Raw genomic sequence first — 18,770 nt, 5'->3', positions numbered from 1 at the left:
GACGGCACCCCTCTTCCGAAAACGGCTACAGCCGGTCCTGTCGGGGCAGCACCACCTCGCGGGCCAGGAGGAGCAGGGCCGCCGCCAGCGGGATGCCGAGCAGGGCCCCGACGATGCCGAGCAGCGCCCCGCCGAGCAGGGCTCCGACGATGGTCGCCACGGGCGGCACGTCGACCGACGACTTGAACACCTTCGGGGAGATCCAGTAGTTCTCGACCTGCTGGTAGACGACGAAGAAGATCACGCAGGCGATGCCGGCCTGCACCGAGGAGAGGAAGCCCACCCCCGAGGCGACGACCGCGCCGATGACCGCGCCCACCAGGGGGATCAGGTCGGTGACCGCGACGAAGATGGCCAGCGCGAGCGCGTACGGCACCTTCAGCATGGCCAGAAACAGGAAGGTCACCACGCCGGCGATCAGCGAGATGATCAGATTGCCCGCGACGTAACCGCCGATCTGGTTGATGATCTCGTCCCCGAGCAGGCGGACCCGCGTACGGCGTGAGCGGGGCACGAACCGGTAGGCCGTCTCCTTGATGGAGTTGAGCGACCCGAGGAAGTAGAGCGTGAGCACGAGCACGGTGAAGGCGCTGAACAGCGCGCTTATCACTATGCTCGCCACACCGAGGAGGCCGCCGAACATCTGGGTGGCCAGCCCGCCGCCCGCGACGTATTGCTGGATCTTGTCGAGGATCTGGTAGCGCTCGTCCACCGAGCGGATCAGCGGGTGGTTCTGGAGCTGCTGCACGTAGTCGGGCAGTTGCCGGACGAACCCCGTGGTCTGCTCGGTGAGCGGCGGCACGACCGCGAGCCCGAAGACCACGAAGAACGCGATGGCCGACCCGAACACGATCGTGATCGCGAGGCGGCGGGACAGGTTGCGCCGCTGGAGCGCCTCGACCGCGGGGTTCAGGCCGATGGCCAGGAACAGCGAGACCACGATCAGCACGAGCGCCGAGCCGGCGCTGGCGATCGCCTGCACCAGAAGCCATGCGGTGAGCACGCCCAGGGCACCGGTCAGGCCGAACATGAACGGATTGCTGCGCAGCGGGCGTCCCGGCAGGCCGAACGGCCGGTCGGAGGCCATCGCACCGTCGCCGCCGTGATCGACGCGATCGACGCCCGGCCGGCTCACGCCGTCCGGGGACTGGTCGGGGGTCGCCGGAGAGCCGGTCGGCTCCGGCGTCGTCTCCGGCGCTGTCTCCCCCTGGCCGGGGAGCGAGGGGAACACGCTGGAGATGCCGCTTCCTGGGGATAGACCGCTGTCGGACACGCCCCCACTGCTGCCCCATCAAGGTCACTTGACACGGATTTATCCGGACAAGTCGCCCTTTTGTCCCTGGTTGGTGAGAGCCGCGTCCCCCAGATGGCGCTCGATCGCTCCGTTGACCTCGGCGCCCAGCAGCACGATCAGCGTGGAGAGATACAGCCAGAGCATGAGCACGGCCACGGCCGCGACCGCGCCGTACGTCTGGTTGAAGCGCCCGAAGCCGGTCACGAAGACCGACAGGCCCGCCGAGACCACCACCAGGGCGGGCATCGCGAGCCCCACCCCCCAGGTGACCGACCGCCACCGCGACTCCCGGCGGCTGCCGGGCACGAACCGGTAGAGCAGCGCCAGTCCCGCTCCGATGAGCAGGACGAGCGCCGCCCAACGCGCCACCGAGACGGCGGCCCGGGCCACCCGGCCGAGGCCGATGTGTCCCAGCACGACCGGGAACGCGGCGACGAGCGCCAGCAGAACCGACACTCCGGCGATCGCCACGACCGTGTAGAGCAGCGCCAGCAGACGGGTGCCGACGAGGCCGTGACTCTCCCGGCCTCCGTACACCGTGTTCAGGCCTCGCATGAGCGCCTGGACGGCCCTCGACGACGCCCACAGCAGGCCGACGAGGCTCAGCGCGAGGTTGGTGCTGAGCCCTCTCTCTCCGGCGCGCACGGCGGCGGCGAGCTGGGAGACCAGCAGGTGGGCGACGGGCCCGGGCAGCGGCCGGGTCAGCGACGCCAGTTGCCCGGCCGCCTGCCGGGGGTCGGCCACCAGCCCGTAGACCGACACCACGACCAGCAGCATCGGGAAGATCGACAGCGTCCCCCAGAAGGCGATGCCGGCGGCCAGCAGGGACAGCCGCTCCCGCTTCGCCTCCTCTCGCACCCGCCCGGCGATCCTCTTCCAGTCCTCCACCGGCACTCTCATGGCCGGTGCGGTGATCGGGCGGCCCGCAGCAGCGCGGCGCCCAAGAGATAGACGGCGAAGTGAACAGGGAGCATCGGCGCGGGCAGGCCCGCCGAGCCGGTGAGCGCCGCGCCGAGCAGGCCCGCGACGACCAGGCCGGTCCCCGCCAGGGTCACGGCCACCGTCCCCGCCCCCGTCTTCCCGGCGCCCGGTGCCGGGCAGGGGCCCGCACGCCGCTCTATGAAGGCGAACAGGGCGACGAGGACCGCGAGGGTCGCCGTCAGGAACGCGAGCCAGGGCACGCGCAGGAGCAGCCAGGCAGCCGATCCGGGAGGCGGCTGCGGCAGCAGGCCGGTGATGTAGAGGGCGGGTACGGCGATCACGACCGCGGTCATGTGCCAGAGGAACACCGTCATGATCACGGAGTTGGCCGCGACGACGGCCGTCCACGGGCGCGTACGGCGCAGCATGCGGCCACCGCGATCGTGCAGGAGCAGGGCGATCCCCGTCTGCGCGACCGCCAGGGCGAGCAGCGCGAGCGTCGGCGGCGAGGTGTTCTGCAGGCGGTCGCCGGGATCGGTCACCATGCTCACCGGGTATGGCCCCGGGACGGTGAGCAGCACGAGCGCCGCCAGGCCACCCGCGATCATGGGCACGGCCACGCGGGGACGGGCGGACAGGGCCCCCTCCCGCCAGGCGATGCCGAGCTGGTAGACCGCCGCCCAGGCCAGCAGGTAGTTGGCCGCGCCGAGCACGGCCGGGCCGCCGAGCAGCCGCGCCGCGTCGCCGAACGCCACCGCCACCGCGAACGCGGCGGGCACCGCGAGGCCCGCCCTGCGATGCAGCGCGAGCAGGATCGGGGTGAGCAGGACGACCGTGACGTACGCGATGAGGAACCACAACGGCAGGCAGGCGAGCCAGACTCCCATGCCCACGGTGGCGGGGTCGGTCCCCAGGAGGAGCGCGAGCAGGGCCGCGCCGCCCAGGGTGAGCAGGAACGCCGTCGTCGGGCGGATCAGGCGGTCGGTGCGGCACAGGAACCAGCCGATCGCGTCGCCGCCCCGCCGCCGGTAGGAGCCGAGCGAGGCGGCTCCCGCGAAGCCGCCCACCAGGAAGAAGACCGGCATGACCTGGAACAGCCAGGTGAGCGGCCTGGCCCAGGAGACGAACGCGAGGACCGTGTCGCCTCCGACCCGCTCGCCGTACGTCACCACGACGGCCAGCCAGTGCCCGAGGACCACCAGCGCGATGGCGACGGCGCGCAGCAGGTCGATGTGACGGTCGCGGCCGGGCGGCGTGCGCTCCGCCGCACGCCGCAGCGGTGTGAACATCTAGTCGCTCTGATGCTGCGGCTCGCTGATCTCCTTGACCACCGGTGTGAGCAGGTCGGCGGTGAGCTGGTGCATCTGGAGGAGCAGGTCGTCGATCGTCAGCATGCCGACCACGCCTCCCTCTGCGGCCACCGGGAGCCTGCGGAAGGAGTGGCGGCGGAACGTGTCGAAGGCCACCTCGACCTCGTCCTCCGCCTGAACCACCACCGGGTGCTCCGACATCACCTGCCCGACCGGCGTATCCCCGTCCCTGTCCTGGGCGAGCACCCGTACGGCGAGGTCACGGTCGGTCACTATGCCGGCGATGCCCCGCCCCTCCGACACCACGACGCAGCCGACGCCCGAGTAGTCCATGTGCCGCGCGACGTCCCGCACCGGGGTGATCGGCGGGACCACGACAACCGGCGTGGACATGACATCTTTGATCTTCATGGCCGGCTCTCCCCCTCGTACGGAAGTCCGCCCCGCTTGTGACCTAATGCCCTATTTATCCCCCCAAGTCCGAATAAACGTGGAGATGGAGGTGATCCCCATGATCACGCTGAGCATCATCAAGGCCGACACAGGGGGGTTCGTCGGCCACACCGCCGTCCATCCCCGGCTGATGGCCGAGGCGAGGCGGGAGATCGAGCGGGCGAAGTCCTCCGGACTCCTCATCGACGGCCACGTGGACAGCTGCGGTGACGACATCTCGCTCATCATGACCCACACCTACGGCCAGGAGGCGGGGCTGATCCACTCCTTCGCCTGGGACACCTTCCAGGCGACCACCCACCTCGCCAAGGAACTCGGCCTGTACGGCGCCGGCCAGGACCTGCTGTCGGACGCCTTCTCGGGCAACCTGCGCGGCATGGGCCCGGGCTACGCGGAGCTGGAGTTCGAGGAGCGGCCGTCGGAGCCGGTGCTGTGCTTCCTGGCGGACAAGACCGAGCCGGGCGCGTGGAACCTCCCGCTGTACAAGATGTTCGCCGACCCGTCCAACACCGCCGGGCTGGTGATCGACGAGAAGATGCACGCCGGGTTCGCGTTCGAGGTGTACGACCTGTACGAGGAGCGGCGCATCGTCTTCGACTGCCCGGCGGACCTGTACGACATGCTGATGTACATCGGCGCCCCGGCGCGCTATGTGATCCACAGTGTCCGCTCCAAGACGCTGGGCATGACCGCGGCGGCGACCAGCACCCAGCGGCTGTCGCTGATCGCCGGCAAGTACGTCGGCAAGGACGATCCCGTCATGATCGTGCGCTGCCAGTCGGGCCTGCCGGCCGTGGGCGAGGCGCTGGAGCCGTTCGCCTTCGCCTACTCGGTGGCCGGGTGCATGCGCGGCTCGCACCACGCGCCGCTGATGCCGGTGGCCACCGGACAGGCGCACCCGTCGCGGTTCGACGGCCCGCCGCGGGTGGTCGCGCTCGGCTTCCAGATCAAGGACGGCCGGCTGATCGGCCCGCGCGACATGTTCGACGACCCGGCGTTCGACGGAGCCCGGCGGCAGGCCGTCGAGGTGATGGACTACCTGCGTCGCCACGGCCCGTTCGAGCCGCACCGGCTGCCGCTGGAGGACCTGGAATACACGACCATGACCTCCATCACCAAGCGCCTGGCACACCGCTGGACGCCGATCACGACCGAGGTCGCGACCCCGGTCGGGTCGTGACCATGAAAGCGTCGGTCGGCGACCGCCTGATCGTCGAGAGCATCCATCGGGGCAGGGCGGGCCGCATCGGGATCGTGATGGCGCTCTATCACACCGACGGCTCGCCCCCCTACCTCGTGCGATGGCTCGACGAGGAGCGGGAGACGCTGTGCTTCTATCCCGGGCCCGACGCCCGGATCGAGCACTACTGGGAGCGGGTGCCGGAGAGCCCCTGACCACCCAGCAGGTCGCGCACCTCGCGCGGTAGCTGACCGAGCGCGTGGTCGACCACCCCCGGCGTCAGCTCCTCGTACATCACCGTGGTCACCGCCCTGGCGAGCTTGGGCACGTCGGCGTTGGCGATGCGGCCGGTGGCGGCGAAATGGGCCGTGAACTCCTCGCGGTCGCGGCGGATCGGCACCGCCGTGGGATCCCAGCCGTTGTAGTAGATCCCGCGCAGCAGGTCGGGCAGTTGCGCGGCGAGGTGCGCCGCGGCGGGCACCGTGAGGCCGTCGCGCACGGCGTGCAGCCAGGTCCGCAGCACGCGGTGGGCGAACTCCCTGTCCTCGGTGCCGATGGCCCCCGCGAGGGCGGCCAACCACCGGTTGGTCGTCTGGACCGTGTGGTCAAGGCTGTGCACGTGATGGGTGGTGGACATGACGTCCTCCTCCGCTAACAGTCACTCCATCCCACGCTGCGCACCCGGCCACGTCTTCTACCAGGGCCGATGGTCCCTATTCTGCGGCAAGCCGCAAACACTCGACCACGTCCTCGTCGCTCGTCTGGGTGAAGTCGTCGTACCACGCGCCGATCGCGTAGAAGTGGTCGGGCGTGTCCAGGCAGACGATCTCGTCGGCGTCCCTGCGCAGGCTCGCGATCGTCTCGGGGGCGCCGACCGGCACCGCGAGCACCACCCGGGAGGCCCCGTGCGCGCGGGCCACCTGGCAGGCGGCGCGGGCCGTCCCGCCCGTCGCGATCCCGTCGTCCACCACGATCGCCGTGCGGCCGGCCAGGTCCACCGGCTCGCGGCCGGCCCGGAAGCGGCGGGCGCGGCGCTCCAGCTCGGCCCGCTCGCGGCGCTCCACCTCGGCCATCTCGGCGCGAGTGATGTTGGCGAGCCGTACGACGTCGGGGTTCACCACCCGCACCCCGCCCTCGCCGATGGCGCCGAAGCCCAGCTCCGGCTGGTACGGCACGCCCAGCTTGCGTACGACGATCACGTCCAAGGGGGCGCCGAGGGCCCTGGCCACCTGGAACGCCACCGGCACGCCCCCTCGGGGCAGCCCGAGGACGACCGCGTCCTCCGCCCCCTGGAGTCCGCGCAACCGCTCGCCCAGGCGCAGGCCCGCGTCACGACGATCGACGAACACGGCGGTCACCCTGCCTTTCACCCTGTCTTTCACCGTCGGCCCCCGCCGCCGTCCGCGGTAGGGCCGAAGGGCCCGGGGAAGACTTGGAGCATGTCCCATCCTGAAGAGATCGACGAGCTGAGAGCCAGGCTCGACGCGACGGAACGGCAGGTGCGCACGCTCGCCGAGGTCGTCCGGGTGCTGGCGGGCGGCCTGGAGGGCGGGCCGCTGGAGGAGGCCGGGCGGGCCCGGCCCGAGCACGCCGCCCGGCTCGCCCACGAACTGCTGCTCGCGGCCGGCCTGATCCAGCCGAAAGAGAGCGAAGGCCCATAGACTGTCGCCGTGACCTCGACCGACCGGGCCCTCGACGGGGAGCTTCCGCGTCAGAGGCTGACCGTGAGCGAGATCGCGCACCTGGCGGGGGTGTCCGCGCCGACTGTGTCGCGGGTGCTCAACGGGCATGCGGGAGTCGCCCTGGCCACCCGGCAGCGGGTGGAGGCGGTGCTGCGGGAGCACGGATACCGGCGCCGCGACAGCGAGCCCGCGGCGATCATCGAGCTCGTCTTCCACGCCCTGGAGAGCCTGTGGGCACTGGAGATCATCCAGGGTGTCGAGCAGGTCGCCAGGGAGCATGAGCTGGCCGTGGTGCTCACCGAGATGCAGGGCCGGCTCACCCCGGGCAGGGCGTGGACCGAGCAGGTGCTCGCCCGCCGCCCCACCGGCGTCGTGGCGGTCTTCTCCGAGCTCACGGTGCAGCAGCAGTCGCAGCTCGCCACCCGCTCGATCCCCCTGGTCGTGCTCGACCCGACCGGCGAGCCGCTGCACGAGACCCCGTCGGTCGGCGCCACCAACTGGAGCGGCGGGATGGCCGCGACCCGCCACCTGCTCGACCTCGGCCACCGCCGCATCGCGATGCTGAGCGGGCCGACGCAGTGGCCGTGCTGCCGGGCGCGGCTCGACGGCTACCGCGCCGCGATGGACGCGGCGGGCGTGCCCGTGGACCCCGAGCTCGTGCGCGTCAGCACCCTGTACGTGGAGGGCGGCCTGCGTGACGGGGCCGAACTGCTGCGCCTGCCCGATCCCCCGACCGCCGTCTTCACCGCCAACGACCTGCAGGCGCTCGGCGTGTACGAGGCCGCCAGGCGGGCCGGGCTGCGCATCCCCGAGGACCTGAGCGTCGTCGGGTTCGACGACCTGTCCTTCACCCAGTGGGCCGGGCCGCCCATGACGACCGTACGGCAGCCGCTCGTGCAGATGGGGGCCGCCGCCGCGCGGATGGTCCTGGCCCTCGCGGACGGCGAGCCGCTCGAACAGCACCGGGTCGAGCTCGCGACCACCCTCGTCGTACGGGAGAGCACCGCACCGGCACAGCGATAACAGTACTTTTGGCCGGTTCTGCCCGGGCGGCCGATCTCGTAGCCTCGCTGCTGTGCGTGTAGGGGGATGGGCGGCCGACGTCGGACTCGGCGCCGTTTTCGCCGCAGTGCTGGCCTTCTGGGCTTCCCGGATCGCCGACAGCTGGGGCGGCGGCTACTGGCGGTTCGACTGCGCCGCGGGCGCGGTGGTGTGCGTGATCGCCCTGGCGCGCCGGTTCGACCCGGCGCGGGCGGCCGCGGCCGGTCTGGCCGTCGCGGCGACCGCCGTCCTGGCCGCCAGGTTCGTCGATCTGCCCAGCGAGCCCGGTCCCGGGATGGCCCTCGGCCTGGCGGTGCTGGTCGGCACGGCGGTCAGGGTACTGCCGGTCCGCACGGCCTGCGGCGTGGCGGCCGGCGGGCTGGCCGTGGCCGCCGGCAGCCTGCTGACGGCGCACACGCTCGCCGCCGGAGTGCCCTCGGTCACCCTGATGAACGTCCTGGCCTGGGCCGTCGCCGTCGTGGCCGGGCTGTGCCCGCGGCTGCTCGACGCCCGCAGGCGGGCCGTCGCCGACAGGGTGCGCCGCGCGGAACGGCTGAGGCTCGCCCGCGAGCTGCACGACGTCGTCGCCCATCACGTCACCGGCATCGTGGTGCAGGCCCAGGCCGCCCGCTTGGTCGCGCGGAAGAGCCCCGAGAAGGCGGGCGACGCCCTGGCCGAGATCGAGGCCGCCGGGTCCGGCGCGCTGGCCGCGATGCGCCGCGTCGTCGGCCTGCTGCGCGACCCGGACGAGCCCGCCACCCCGGCGCCCGGCGGGCTGGGCGGGCTCGGCGAGCTGGTCGGGCGCTTCGAGGCGGGCGGCCGTGCGGTGCGCCTGCGGCTGCCGGGCGAGGAGGAGACGGCGACGTGGCCGTCCGAGGTGGCCGGCACGGTCTACCGGATCGTGCAGGAGTCGCTGACCAACGTCTCCCGCCATGCCCCGCACGCCCGCACGGTCACGGTCAGCGTGGAGCGGGACCGTGAGACGCTCACCGTCGAGGTCGCAGACGACTCGCCGCGGGGCCCCTCGCGGCATCACCAGCGCGGCGGGTACGGCCTGATCGGGATGCGCGAGCGGGTCGAGGCACTCGGCGGCACGCTGCGCGCCGGGCCGAGTCAGGGGTCCGGCTGGTCGGTGCTCGCCACCCTGCCCGTGCCCCGGTCACAGGCGCTGCCGGAGCGGGCACGCCGATGACGATCAGGGTGTTGGTGGCCGACGACCAGGCGATGGTCCGCGGCGGCCTGCGGCTGATCCTGGAGGACCAGCCCGACATCGAGGTGGTCGCCGAGGCGGCCGACGGCGCCGAGGCCGTGGAGGCGGCCCGGCGGCTGCGGCCCGACGTGTGCCTGGTGGACGTGCGCATGCCCCGGCTCGACGGCATCGAGGTCACCCGCGCCCTGGCCGGGCCCGGCGTCCCCGACCCGCTGCGGGTGGTCGTGGTCACCACGTTCGACCTGGACGAGTACGTCTACGGCGCGTTGCGGGCGGGTGCGACCGGCTTCGTACTCAAGGACTGCGGCCCCGCCCTGCTCGTGGAGGCCGTGCGGGCCGCCCACCAGGGGGACGCCCTGGTCTCCCCGTCGGTCACCCTGCGGCTGCTGCGCCACCTGACGGCTCAGCTGCCGGCCTCCGGCGGGGCGGACCATCCGCTCTCCAACCGGGAGCTGGAGGTCGTCCGGGCCGTCGCCCGTGGCCGTACGAACCAGGAGATCGCGGCCGAGCTGTTCATCTCGCTGAGCACGGTCAAGAGCCACGTGGCCGGCATCCAGGCCAAGCTCGGCCTGCGCAACCGGGTCGAGGTCGCGGCCTGGGCCTGGGAGAACCGCATCGCTCAGCCCTGATCGTCCCGATTTGTCGGGTTTTGTCCGGTTTTGGCTGGGCAGAAGGGAGGCACCGAACACTAGGGAGGGTGGCAGCATGGCCGTCAGCGGCATCATCTCCGCCATAATCATCGGACTCATCATCGGCGCTCTCGGCCGGCTCGTCGTCCCCGGACGCCAGGCCATCCCGATCTGGCTGACCATAGTCATCGGTATCATCGCCGCCTTCATCGGCACGGCGATCGCCGGAGCGCTCGGAGTCGCCCCCGCGGGCGGGTTCGGCTGGATCCAGCTGATCATCCAGGTGGTGCTCGCCGCGATCGGCGTCATGGGCGCCGTCGCGTTGTACCGCCGCAAGAGCGTCGGATAGGCCGTGTCCCGCCGACGGCCCCGGCCCGGCCGGGGCCGTCGGCGTGTTCGGACTGTAGTGATCTTTACGAAATCACCGACATCTGTTGATTCCCCCCGTCACGGCTCGGCGTACGGTCGTTAACCAGGGGTTTTCCCTGAGGGATGACGCGATCCGGGGGAAGTGGTCCGGTATGGACCAGGCGGTCCTTGCACGTGTTCCGGAGGTCTTCGCGCGCCGCGTGGGCCCGGCGCTCGGCCTGGCCGACGAGGCCGACGCGGTGGCCAGGGCCTGCCACGCGATGGCGATGCGCTTCCACGGCGGCGGGCGGCTCATCGTCTTCGGCAACGGCGAGGCCGCCACCGACGCCCAGCACATCTCGGTGGAGTTCGTCCACCCGGTGATCGTGGGCAAACGGGCGCTGCCGTCGTTCTCGCTCACGAGCGACGTGGCGACGATCACGGGGGTGGCCGCGACCGCGGGCCTGGAGGAGGTCTTCGCCCACCAGCTTCGCCGTCTCGCCGCGCCGCAGGACATCGCGCTGGGCATCTCTTCCGACGGCGGCTGCGTGAACGTGCTCAGAGGCCTGGAGACGGCGCACCGGCTCGGCCTGCTCACGCTGGCGCTGACCGGCGGCGACGACGGCGGCCCGATCGGCCGCAGCCCGGCCGTCGACCACGTCCTGATCGCCCGCTCCGCCGATCCCCGCGTGGTCAAGGAGGTGCACGTCACCACCTACCACATCCTCTGGGAGCTGGTGCACGTGTTCTTCGAGCAGCCCGGCGTGCTGGATCCACGGGTCATCCCATGAGCTGCCACGACGAGACATGCGTCACCTGCTCGGACGAGGCCGTCGCGGTGACCGTCGTACGGCTCCTGGAGCGGGACCTCGCCCTCGTCGACACCGACCGGGGCCGGGAGGTGGTCAGCGTCGCCCTGGTGGAGGCCGAGCCCGGCGACACCATCCTGGTCCACGCCAAGGAGGCCATCGCGGTCGTGAGGGAGATGAGACAGTGAGCGACATCGAGGCGCTGTACCCCTTCCTCTACTCGGGGTCCACGGACCTCGACGCGGTGATGACCTCCGTACGCGAGTCGACGGTGGAGAAGGTCGACGAGATCGTCACCCTGCGCCGGACGGTGCTGGAGCGCGACGGGGAGCGGATCGCCGCCTGCGCCGAGGCCATGGCGGGGGCGTTCGCGGCGGGAGCCCGGCTGTTCGCCTTCGGCAACGGGGGCAGCTCGACCGACGCCCAGGACGTGGCGACACTGTTCATGAACCCCGGCGGCGCGGCCCGGCCGCTCCCCGCCTTCGCCCTCACGGCGGACATCGCGGTCGTGACGGCGCTGGCGAACGACATCGGCTTCGAGGTGGTCTTCGCCCGGCAGCTCGCCGCGTCCGCCTTCGCGGGAGACATCGCACTCGGCCTGTCCACCAGCGGTAACTCGCGCAACCTCATCGCCGCGTTCGAGGAGGCCGACCGGCGCGGCATGCTCACGGTCGGGCTGGCCGGCTACGGCGGCGGCCAGATGGCCGAGCTCGGCACCATCGACCACCTGTTCGTGGTGCCCTCGGCCTCGGTCCACCGCATCCAGGAGGCCCAGACCACCGTCTATCACGCGCTCTGGGAGCTCACCCAACAGGCCTTGACCCGCATGGAAGCCGGTGACAGCGATGACGGCGCCTGACGGACAGAAGGAGCCCGTCGTCCACATCCTGTGGATAAACGCCGGGCTGAGCTGCGACGGCGACTCGGTCGCGCTCACCGCCGCGACCCAGCCGAGCATCGAGGAGATCGTGCTCGGCGCGCTGCCCGGCCTGCCCGAGGTCGCGGTCCACTGGCCGCTGATCGACTTCGAGTGCGGTCCGATGCAGGGCGCGGACACCTTCATCGAGTGGTACTTCAAGGCCGACCGGGGCGAGCTCGACCCGTTCGTGCTGGTCATCGAGGGATCGATCCCCAACGAGTCGATCAAGCGCGAGGGCTACTGGTGCGGGTTCGGCAACAACCCCGACACCGGCCAGCCGATGACCACCAGCGAGTGGCTCGACCGTCTCGCGCCCAAGGCGACCGCCGTGCTCGCCGCCGGCACCTGCGCGACGTACGGCGGCATCCACGCGATGGCGGGCAACCCGACCGGGGCGATGGGTGTGGCCGACTACCTGGGCTGGGACTGGCGGTCGAAGGCCGGGCTGCCCATCGTCAACGTGCCCGGCTGCCCGGTCCACCCGGACAACCTGTCGGAGACGATCCTCTACCTGCTCTACCAGCTCGCCGGGCAGGCGCCGATGATCCCGCTGGATCACATGCTGCGCCCCACGTGGCTGTTCGGCGAGACCGTGCACGAGGGCTGCGACCGGGCGGGCTACTACGAGCAGGGCCAGTTCGCCACCGAGTACGGCTCGCCGAAGTGCCTGGTGAAGATCGGCTGCTGGGGGCCGGTCGTGAAGTGCAACGTGCCCAAGCGCGGCTGGATCAACGGCATCGGCGGCTGCCCCAACGTGGGCGGCATCTGCATCGCCTGCACGATGCCCGGCTTCCCCGACAAGTTCATGCCGTTCATGGACGAGCCGCCCGGCGCCCGCGTCTCCTCGACCGCGAGCGCGGCGTACGGCACGGTGATCCGGGCGCTGCGCAGCATCACGTTCAAGACGGTCGACAAAGAGCCGAAGTGGCACAAGAAGGGCCGCGAACTGCTCACCGGTTACAAGGCCCCCTGGAGTTAGCGATGACGCCGGAACGCGAACTGGTCGAGATGGCCTGGGATCCGATCACCAGGATCGTCGGGAGTCTCGGCATCTACGCGAAGGTCGACTTCGCCAACCGCGAGGTCGCCGAGTGCTACAGCACCTCGTCGGTGTTCCGCGGCTACAGCATCTTCATGAAGGGCAAGGACCCGCGCGACGCGCACTTCATCACCAGCCGCATCTGCGGGATCTGCGGCGACAACCACGCGACCTGCTCGGTCTACGCCCAGAACATGGCGTACGGCGTGCGCCCACCGCACATCGGCGAGTGGATGATCAATCTCGGCGAGGCGGCCGAGTACATGTTCGACCACAACATCTTCCAGGAGAACCTGGTCGGGGTCGACTACTGCGAGAAGATGGTCCGCGAGACCAACCCGGGCGTGCTGGCGCAGGCCGAGCGCACCGAGGCCCCGCACGCGGCCGACCACGGATATCGCACGATCGCCGACATCATGCGCTCGCTGAACCCGCTGGAGGGCGAGTTCTACCGCGAGGCGCTGGCGATGAGCCGCACCACCAGGGAGATGTTCTGCCTGATGGAGGGCAGGCACGTGCACCCTTCCACGCTCTACCCCGGCGGGATCGGGACGGTCGCGACCGTACAGGTGTTCACCGACTACCTCACCCGGCTGATGCGGTACGTCGAGTTCATGAAGCGGGTCGTCCCGATGCACGACGACCTGTTCGACTTCGTCTACGACGCGATGCCCGGCTACGAGCAGGTGGGTCGGCGGCGGGTGACGCTCGGCTGCTGGGGCAGCTTCCAGGACCCCGAGCACTGCGACTTCGACTACCGGAACATGAACGACTGGGGCCGGAGGATGTTCGTCAGCCCAGGGATCGTGGTTGACGGGGAACTCGTCACGAACGACCTGGTGGACATCAACCTCGGCATCCGCATCCTGCTGGGCAGCTCCTACTACGACGACTGGGCCGACAGGGAGCCGTTCGTCACCGAGGACCCGCTGGGCAACCCGGTGGACATCCGCCATCCGTGGAACCAGCACACGATCCCGCATCCGCAGAAGCGCGACTTCACCGACAAGTACAGCTGGGTGATGTCGCCGCGCTGGTTCGACGGGCAGAACCTGCTCGCGCTCGACACCGGCGGCGGGCCGCTCGCCCGTCTGTGGGTCACCGCCCTGTCGGGCCTGGTGGACATCGGCTACGTCCGGTCCACCGGCCACAGCGTGGAGATCAACCTGCCGAGGACGGCGACCCGGCCGCAGAAGACCTTCGAGTGGCGGATTCCCCGGCGCAACGGGGAGTTGCTGTCCAACGCCATCGAGCGCAACCGGGCCAGGACGTACTTCCAGGCGTACGCCGCCGCGTGCGCGCTGTACTTCGCGGAGCAGGCGCTGGGCGAGGTCCGCCAGGGGCACACCCAGACGTGGTCGCCGTTCACCGTGCCCGACGAGGCGATCTCCTGCGGCTTCACCGAGGCCGTCCGGGGCGTCCTGTCCCACCACATGGTGATCAGGGACGGCAAGATCGCCAACTATCACCCGTACCCGCCGACGCCGTGGAACGCCAGCGTGCGCGACTTCAACGGCACCCCGGGGCCGTACGAGGACGCGGTGCAGAACACCCCGATCTTCGAGGAGAACCCGCCGGAGAGCTTCAAGGGCATCGACATCATGCGCACCGTCCGCAGCTTCGACCCGTGCCTGCCCTGCGGCGTCCACATGTACCTCGGCCGGGGCAGGCAGCTGCGCGTGGTGCACAGCCCGCACGCGTTCACGGGGACGCCATGACGTACGACGTGGCCGTGTCGGGCGAGCGGATCGAGCGACTGCTCGGTGCGCTGGTGGGCTCGGAAACCCGTGCCACAGCGGAGGAACTTCTACGGGAGATCGTCGGCCTGTACGGCGCGGGCCTCGAACGCGTCATGGCGATCGTCACCGAGGCCGGGGCGGCCGGCGCGCTGCGCGGTCTGGCGGAGGACCCGCTGGTCTCGGGCCTGCTCGTGCTGCACGACCTGCACCCGCTGACCACCGCCGAGCGGGTGCGGGCCGCGCTCGACGGCCACCCTCATGGTCACGGGGCCGAGCTGCTGAGCGTGGAGGGCGGCGTCGTACGGCTGCGCCTGGAGGGGGCCTGCGGCTGCCCCTCGTCGCGGATCGCCGTCACCGAGTCGATCGAGCGCGCCATCGCCCGGGTGGCCCCCGAGGTGGCGCGGGTGGAGGTCGAGAGCGCCGTGACCCTGCTGCAGATCGGCAGGCGCCCGGCATGAGCACCGGCCTGCGCCGCTTCCGCGAACCGGCCCGGGCGGAGCCGGCGGAGCGGTGCGAGATGTGCGCCGAACTCCTGGAGGGCGAGCACGGACACGTCGTCGACCTGGAGACCCGGGCGTTGATGTGCGTCTGCCGGGGCTGCCGCCTGCTGTTCGTCCGGCCGGGCCAGGGACGGTATCGGGCCGTGCCTGACCGCTTCCTCTACGCGCCGTCCTTCCTGGTCTCCCCCGCCGACTGGGACGACCTGGGCATCCCGGTGCGTACGGCGTTCTTCTTCCACAACTCCTCGCTCGGCCGGACCGTGGCCTTCTATCCCAGCCCGGCCGGGGCGACCGAGTCGCTGCTCCCGCTCGCGACCTGGGAGCGGGTGCTCGCGGCCAACCCGGCGCTGGCGTACGCCGAGCCCGACGTCGAGGCGCTGCTGGTGGACCGGGCTCCCGACGGGTCGTTCTCCTGCCATCTCGTGCCGATCGACGCCTGCTACCGGCTCGTCGGCCTCGTACGGCTGCACTGGAAGGGCTTCGGCGGCGGGCGGGAGGCGTGGGAGGCCATCGACGGCTTCTTCGCCGCCCTGCGCCGGCGGGCCCGCATCGTTGAAAGGGGCTGAACTTGGACGGTGATCTCCGCTTCGACTGCCTGGGCGCCCGGCCCGAGCCGTACGCGGCCTCGCCCACGCTCGTCTTCCGCCTGCGCGTCACCGACCCCTCCCCCGAGGGCGTCCACGCAATCGCGCTGCGCTGCCAGATCAGGATCGAGCCGCGCCGCAGGCCGTACGGACCGCAGGAGGCGGCGTTGCTGGCGGACCTGTTCGGCGAGCCGGCCCGGTGGGGTGACACGCTGCGGCCGATGCAGTTCGCCATGGCGCAGGCGATGGTGCCCGCCTTCACCGCGAGCACGGAGATCGACGTGACCGTGCCGTGCGGCTACGACCTGGAGGTGGCCGCGGGCCGATACTTCGCCTCCCTGGACGACGGCGAGATCCCGCTGCTGCTGCTGTTCAGCGGGACCGTGCTGGCCCGCTCCGCCGGCGGGGTGAGCATGCGGCAGATCCCCTGGCACTGTGAGACCCGCCACCGCCTGCCGGTCGCGGTGTGGCGCGAGACGATCGACACCGCCTTCCCCGGCTCCGGGTGGCTGCGGCTGCGCCGCGACACCGTGCGCGAGGTCCTCCGCTTCAAGTCCGAACGCGTGCTCGCGACCGTCGATGAGGCGATCGAACTGCTTCTTGAAGAGGCGGGCCTGAAGGAGGGAGCGCGGTGACCGCGCCGATGGAGGCGGCCCGCCGCGTCGCGGACGCCGTGCTGTACGAGGGCTACCTGCTCTACCCCTACCGCGCCTCGGCCGCCAAGAACCGCATGCGCTGGCAGTTCGGCGTGCTCGTGCCGCCGAACTACCCCGGCGAGCCTTCGGGCAGCGTGACCGAGTGCCTGCTGGAGGCCCCCGGCGAGGCCCAGCTCGACTTGCGCCTGCGGTTCCTGCACGTCAGGAGCAGGACGGTCGAGCATGAGGAGGACGACGGCTACTGGCCCGTGCCGAAGCTGACCGTCGGCGGGCGCGACTACCTCAGCTTCGACGAGGCCACCGAGCGGGAGGCCAGGGCCGGGCTGAGCCTGACACACGTGACGAGTGGGCGGCGCACGATCGAGATCCGGGTGCCCGGCGACCGCGTCATCGAGAACATCGCCGGTCCCGGCGGCGAGCGGACCGGCCGGATCGTCTGCGAGCACCAGCAGCTCGACGCGGAGATGCGGGTCTCCGCCGAACGGCTGCCCGGGCCGTACGGGCTGGTCCGCCTGCGGGTCGAGGTGGAGAACACGGCCCACTGGGAGCGGGAGGACGCGCCGCGCGAGGAGGCCCTGCGCCGCTCGCTGGTCGCCGCCCACCTGCTGATCGGGGTGAGCGGAGGGGCCTTCGTCTCGCTGCTCGACCCGCCGATGTGGGCCGAGGCGGCGGCGCGGCAGTGCCGCAACGAGAACACCTGGCCGGTCCTGGTGGGCGAGCCCGGCCGCCGCGACGTCGTGCTGTCCTCGCCGATCATCCTGTACGACCACCCGGCCATCGCCCCGGAGAGCCCGGGCGACCTGTTCGACTCGACCGAGATCGACGAACTGCTCACGCTGCGCACGCTGACCCTGACCGAGGAGGAGAAGCGGGAGGCCCGGGTCACCGACCCGCGCGCCGCCGAGATCCTCGAACGGGCCGCCAACCTGCCGCCGGAACTGCTCGAACGCCTCCACGGCGCCATTCGTCACCTGGAGGTCCCCACCAGGACGACACCGGAGGACGACGCCGTGACCGTGGCCGGGGTGCGGATCGCCAGGGGGAGCCGGGTGCGGCTGCGGCCCGGCGGCCGCCGCGCCGACGCGCACGACATGTTCCTGGCCGGGCGGACCGCTCGGGTCGAGGCGGTGTTCCTCGACCTGGACGGCCTGCGCCACCTGGCCGTCACGCTGGAGGACGACCCCGCCGCCGACCTCCAGCGCGAGCAGCGACGGTTCCTCTACTTCGCGCCGGACGAGGTGGAACCCGCATGAGAACCCTGGTGGCCGGCGTGGGCAACGTCTTCCTCGGCGACGACGGTTTCGGCGTGGCGGTGGCCCGCCGCCTCGCCGCCACCGGGGTGCCCGACGGCGTGGAGGTCGGCGACTTCGGCATCCGGGGGATCCATCTCGCCTACGAGCTGACCTCGGGATACGACCTCACGATCCTCGTGGACGCGATCCCGGCGGGACGGGCCCCCGGCACGCTAAGCGTCCTGGAGCCCACCCTCCCGGAAGCGGCGCCGGCCTTCGTGGACGCGCACGCGATGACCCCCGACGCGGTGCTCACGCTGGCCTCCGGCCTCGATCTCCCGCGGGGCGGCAGAGTCCTGCTGGTCGGCTGCGAGCCCGCCGACGTGACGCCGGGGATGGACCTGAGCCCGCCGGTCGCGGCGGCCGTCCCCGAGGCCGCCGGCCTCGTGCTCGAACTGATCGCGGAGGAGGGACGGCGATGCTGAAACGCGTGGTCTTCGTGCTGCTGGCGGCCGGGCTGGCCGTGCTGGTCGTCCAGTCGCTGCCCGACATCCGACGCTATTTGCGGATCAGAAGGATGTGACCCCGATGCACGAGTTCGGGATCGCCGAAGCCGTGGTCGACGCCGTCGAGCGCCGGGCCGCCGGCAGGCGGGTGCGCCGCGCCCGGGTGCGGGCGGGCGCGCTGCTGCGCATCGCCCCGCACGCCCTCGACCAGGCCTTCTGCCTGGCCTCCGCCGGCACGGTCGCCGAGGGCGCGACGCTCGACCTGGTCATCGAGCCCGTACGGCTCATCTGCCGGGGCTGCGGGCACTCCGCGATGTGCGCCGACCCGCTCACGATCTGCGGATTGTGCGGCGGGATCGACGTCGACACCGAGGGCGGCGACAGCCTCGTCCTCGAATCCATCCAGCTCGACCCCGACATCACTGCGGAGGCGTCCTATGTGCCTGGGTATTCCGGGCGAGATCGTGGAGATTCCGCCCGACCAGACTGACCTCGCCAGGGTGGACGTGAGCGGGGTCCGGCGGGCCGTCAACATCGGCCTGCTCGACGGGCAGCCCCTGCGGCCCGGCGACTGGGTCCTGATCCACGTCGGCTTCGCGCTGTCGAAGATCGACGAGGCCGAGGCCAGGGCCGCGCTGGAGTTCCTTGAGGGCATCGGCCAGGCGTACGAGGACGAACTGGCCGCGCTGCGTGACTCGTCCATAGAGAGGTGAAGGAC

General features: G+C 71.5%; 26 protein-coding genes. 20 read left to right on the top strand and 6 right to left on the bottom strand.

The window, feature by feature from the left end; genetic code table 11:
• Positions 1-25: 25 nt before the first annotated feature.
• The 4 genes from QSK36_RS31980 to QSK36_RS31965 form a co-directional block, all read right to left on the bottom strand.
• A complete protein-coding gene (locus tag QSK36_RS31980; RefSeq protein WP_285784942.1) occupies positions 26-1,231 on the bottom strand; it encodes an AI-2E family transporter in 1,206 nt (401 codons plus the stop codon).
• 81 nt (positions 1,232-1,312) lie between these two features.
• Positions 1,313-2,194 (bottom strand): YihY/virulence factor BrkB family protein, encoded by an 882-nt coding sequence (locus QSK36_RS31975; RefSeq protein WP_285784941.1) that lies wholly within the window; start codon positions 2,192-2,194, stop codon positions 1,313-1,315.
• Positions 2,191-3,504 carry an acyltransferase family protein gene (locus tag QSK36_RS31970; protein ID WP_183533975.1) on the bottom strand — a complete coding sequence of 438 codons (1,314 nt, stop codon included), beginning with the start codon at positions 3,502-3,504 and terminating at the stop codon, positions 2,191-2,193. The genes QSK36_RS31975 and QSK36_RS31970 overlap by 4 nt, the downstream gene beginning before the upstream one ends.
• Entirely contained in the window at positions 3,505-3,936 is a 432-nt protein-coding gene (locus QSK36_RS31965) for a CBS domain-containing protein (RefSeq protein WP_183533973.1), read from the bottom strand.
• 100 nt (positions 3,937-4,036) lie between these two features.
• Here QSK36_RS31965 and fbp point away from each other — a divergent pair, with 100 nt between their 5' ends.
• Both fbp and QSK36_RS31955 read left to right on the top strand, forming a co-directional pair.
• Positions 4,037-5,158 (top strand): fructose-1,6-bisphosphate aldolase/phosphatase, encoded by a 1,122-nt coding sequence (gene fbp, locus QSK36_RS31960; RefSeq protein ID WP_183533965.1) that lies wholly within the window; start codon positions 4,037-4,039, stop codon positions 5,156-5,158.
• Positions 5,159-5,160: 2 nt separating this feature from the next.
• Positions 5,161-5,373, top strand: coding sequence for a DUF1918 domain-containing protein (locus tag QSK36_RS31955; protein ID WP_139579966.1), 213 nt, complete (start codon positions 5,161-5,163; stop codon positions 5,371-5,373).
• Here the strand turns inward: QSK36_RS31955 and QSK36_RS31950 are convergent.
• The gene (locus QSK36_RS31950) at positions 5,343-5,795 is read right to left on the bottom strand and encodes a DUF2267 domain-containing protein (protein WP_285784940.1); all 453 of its coding nucleotides are present in this window, start codon (positions 5,793-5,795) and stop codon (positions 5,343-5,345) included. The genes QSK36_RS31955 and QSK36_RS31950 overlap by 31 nt on opposite strands.
• A 76-nt stretch (positions 5,796-5,871) precedes the next feature.
• On the bottom strand, positions 5,872-6,507 hold the full coding sequence (locus tag QSK36_RS31945) for a phosphoribosyltransferase (RefSeq protein ID WP_285784939.1): 636 nt from the start codon (positions 6,505-6,507) through the stop codon (positions 5,872-5,874).
• A gap of 90 nt (positions 6,508-6,597) precedes the next feature.
• Between QSK36_RS31945 and QSK36_RS31940 the strand changes: the two genes are divergently transcribed.
• From QSK36_RS31940 to QSK36_RS31860, 18 genes are all read left to right on the top strand, one after another.
• A complete protein-coding gene (locus tag QSK36_RS31940; RefSeq protein ID WP_183533959.1) occupies positions 6,598-6,819 on the top strand; it encodes a hypothetical protein in 222 nt (73 codons plus the stop codon).
• A 9-nt stretch (positions 6,820-6,828) separates the two neighbouring features.
• Positions 6,829-7,863, top strand: a complete 1,035-nt coding sequence (locus QSK36_RS31935; protein WP_285784938.1) for a LacI family DNA-binding transcriptional regulator — start codon at positions 6,829-6,831, stop codon at positions 7,861-7,863.
• A gap of 52 nt (positions 7,864-7,915) precedes the next feature.
• Positions 7,916-9,073: a sensor histidine kinase gene (locus QSK36_RS31930; protein WP_285784937.1), complete on the top strand. Its 1,158-nt coding sequence runs from the start codon at positions 7,916-7,918 to the stop codon at positions 9,071-9,073.
• On the top strand, positions 9,070-9,720 hold the full coding sequence (locus tag QSK36_RS31925) for a response regulator (protein WP_182898360.1): 651 nt from the start codon (positions 9,070-9,072) through the stop codon (positions 9,718-9,720). The genes QSK36_RS31930 and QSK36_RS31925 overlap by 4 nt, the downstream gene beginning before the upstream one ends.
• Before the next feature lie 76 nt (positions 9,721-9,796).
• Complete coding sequence (locus QSK36_RS31920; RefSeq protein WP_169981455.1) at positions 9,797-10,069, top strand: GlsB/YeaQ/YmgE family stress response membrane protein; 273 nt, start codon at positions 9,797-9,799, stop codon at positions 10,067-10,069.
• Positions 10,070-10,241: 172 nt separating this feature from the next.
• A complete protein-coding gene (locus tag QSK36_RS31915; protein WP_285784936.1) occupies positions 10,242-10,859 on the top strand; it encodes a D-sedoheptulose-7-phosphate isomerase in 618 nt (205 codons plus the stop codon).
• On the top strand, positions 10,856-11,065 hold the full coding sequence (locus QSK36_RS31910) for a HypC/HybG/HupF family hydrogenase formation chaperone (RefSeq protein ID WP_183533951.1): 210 nt from the start codon (positions 10,856-10,858) through the stop codon (positions 11,063-11,065). The genes QSK36_RS31915 and QSK36_RS31910 overlap by 4 nt, the downstream gene beginning before the upstream one ends.
• Complete coding sequence (locus QSK36_RS31905) at positions 11,062-11,736, top strand: D-sedoheptulose-7-phosphate isomerase (protein WP_285784935.1); 675 nt, start codon at positions 11,062-11,064, stop codon at positions 11,734-11,736. The genes QSK36_RS31910 and QSK36_RS31905 overlap by 4 nt, the downstream gene beginning before the upstream one ends.
• On the top strand, positions 11,723-12,775 hold the full coding sequence (locus QSK36_RS31900; protein WP_183533950.1) for an NADH-quinone oxidoreductase subunit B family protein: 1,053 nt from the start codon (positions 11,723-11,725) through the stop codon (positions 12,773-12,775). Before QSK36_RS31905 ends, QSK36_RS31900 begins: the two co-directional genes overlap by 14 nt.
• Before the next feature lie 2 nt (positions 12,776-12,777).
• A complete protein-coding gene (locus QSK36_RS31895) occupies positions 12,778-14,553 on the top strand; it encodes a nickel-dependent hydrogenase large subunit (RefSeq protein ID WP_285784934.1) in 1,776 nt (591 codons plus the stop codon).
• A complete protein-coding gene (locus tag QSK36_RS31890; RefSeq protein WP_183533946.1) occupies positions 14,550-15,032 on the top strand; it encodes a NifU family protein in 483 nt (160 codons plus the stop codon). Before QSK36_RS31895 ends, QSK36_RS31890 begins: the two co-directional genes overlap by 4 nt.
• On the top strand, positions 15,029-15,640 hold the full coding sequence (locus QSK36_RS31885; protein WP_285784933.1) for a DUF5947 family protein: 612 nt from the start codon (positions 15,029-15,031) through the stop codon (positions 15,638-15,640). Before QSK36_RS31890 ends, QSK36_RS31885 begins: the two co-directional genes overlap by 4 nt.
• 2 nt (positions 15,641-15,642) lie before the next feature.
• Entirely contained in the window at positions 15,643-16,293 is a 651-nt protein-coding gene (locus QSK36_RS31880; protein WP_285784932.1) for a DUF6084 family protein, read from the top strand.
• On the top strand, positions 16,290-17,567 hold the full coding sequence (locus tag QSK36_RS31875) for a hypothetical protein (RefSeq protein ID WP_285784931.1): 1,278 nt from the start codon (positions 16,290-16,292) through the stop codon (positions 17,565-17,567). The genes QSK36_RS31880 and QSK36_RS31875 overlap by 4 nt, the downstream gene beginning before the upstream one ends.
• Complete coding sequence (locus tag QSK36_RS31870) at positions 17,564-18,031, top strand: hydrogenase maturation protease (RefSeq protein WP_285784930.1); 468 nt, start codon at positions 17,564-17,566, stop codon at positions 18,029-18,031. The genes QSK36_RS31875 and QSK36_RS31870 overlap by 4 nt, the downstream gene beginning before the upstream one ends.
• Positions 18,025-18,129, top strand: coding sequence for a DUF6893 family small protein (locus QSK36_RS43760; protein WP_406540269.1), 105 nt, complete (start codon positions 18,025-18,027; stop codon positions 18,127-18,129). The genes QSK36_RS31870 and QSK36_RS43760 overlap by 7 nt, the downstream gene beginning before the upstream one ends.
• Positions 18,130-18,134: 5 nt before the next feature.
• Positions 18,135-18,542 (top strand): hydrogenase maturation nickel metallochaperone HypA/HybF, encoded by a 408-nt coding sequence (locus QSK36_RS31865; RefSeq protein ID WP_183533940.1) that lies wholly within the window; start codon positions 18,135-18,137, stop codon positions 18,540-18,542.
• A complete protein-coding gene (locus tag QSK36_RS31860) occupies positions 18,517-18,765 on the top strand; it encodes a HypC/HybG/HupF family hydrogenase formation chaperone (RefSeq protein ID WP_352241253.1) in 249 nt (82 codons plus the stop codon). Before QSK36_RS31865 ends, QSK36_RS31860 begins: the two co-directional genes overlap by 26 nt.
• Positions 18,766-18,770 lie beyond the last annotated feature (5 nt).

This window comes from Microbispora sp. NBRC 16548, assembly GCF_030268985.1.
In the GTDB taxonomy this organism is placed as follows: domain Bacteria; phylum Actinomycetota; class Actinomycetes; order Streptosporangiales; family Streptosporangiaceae; genus Microbispora; species Microbispora catharanthi.
This window is presented reverse-complemented; position numbering and strand designations above follow the sequence as displayed.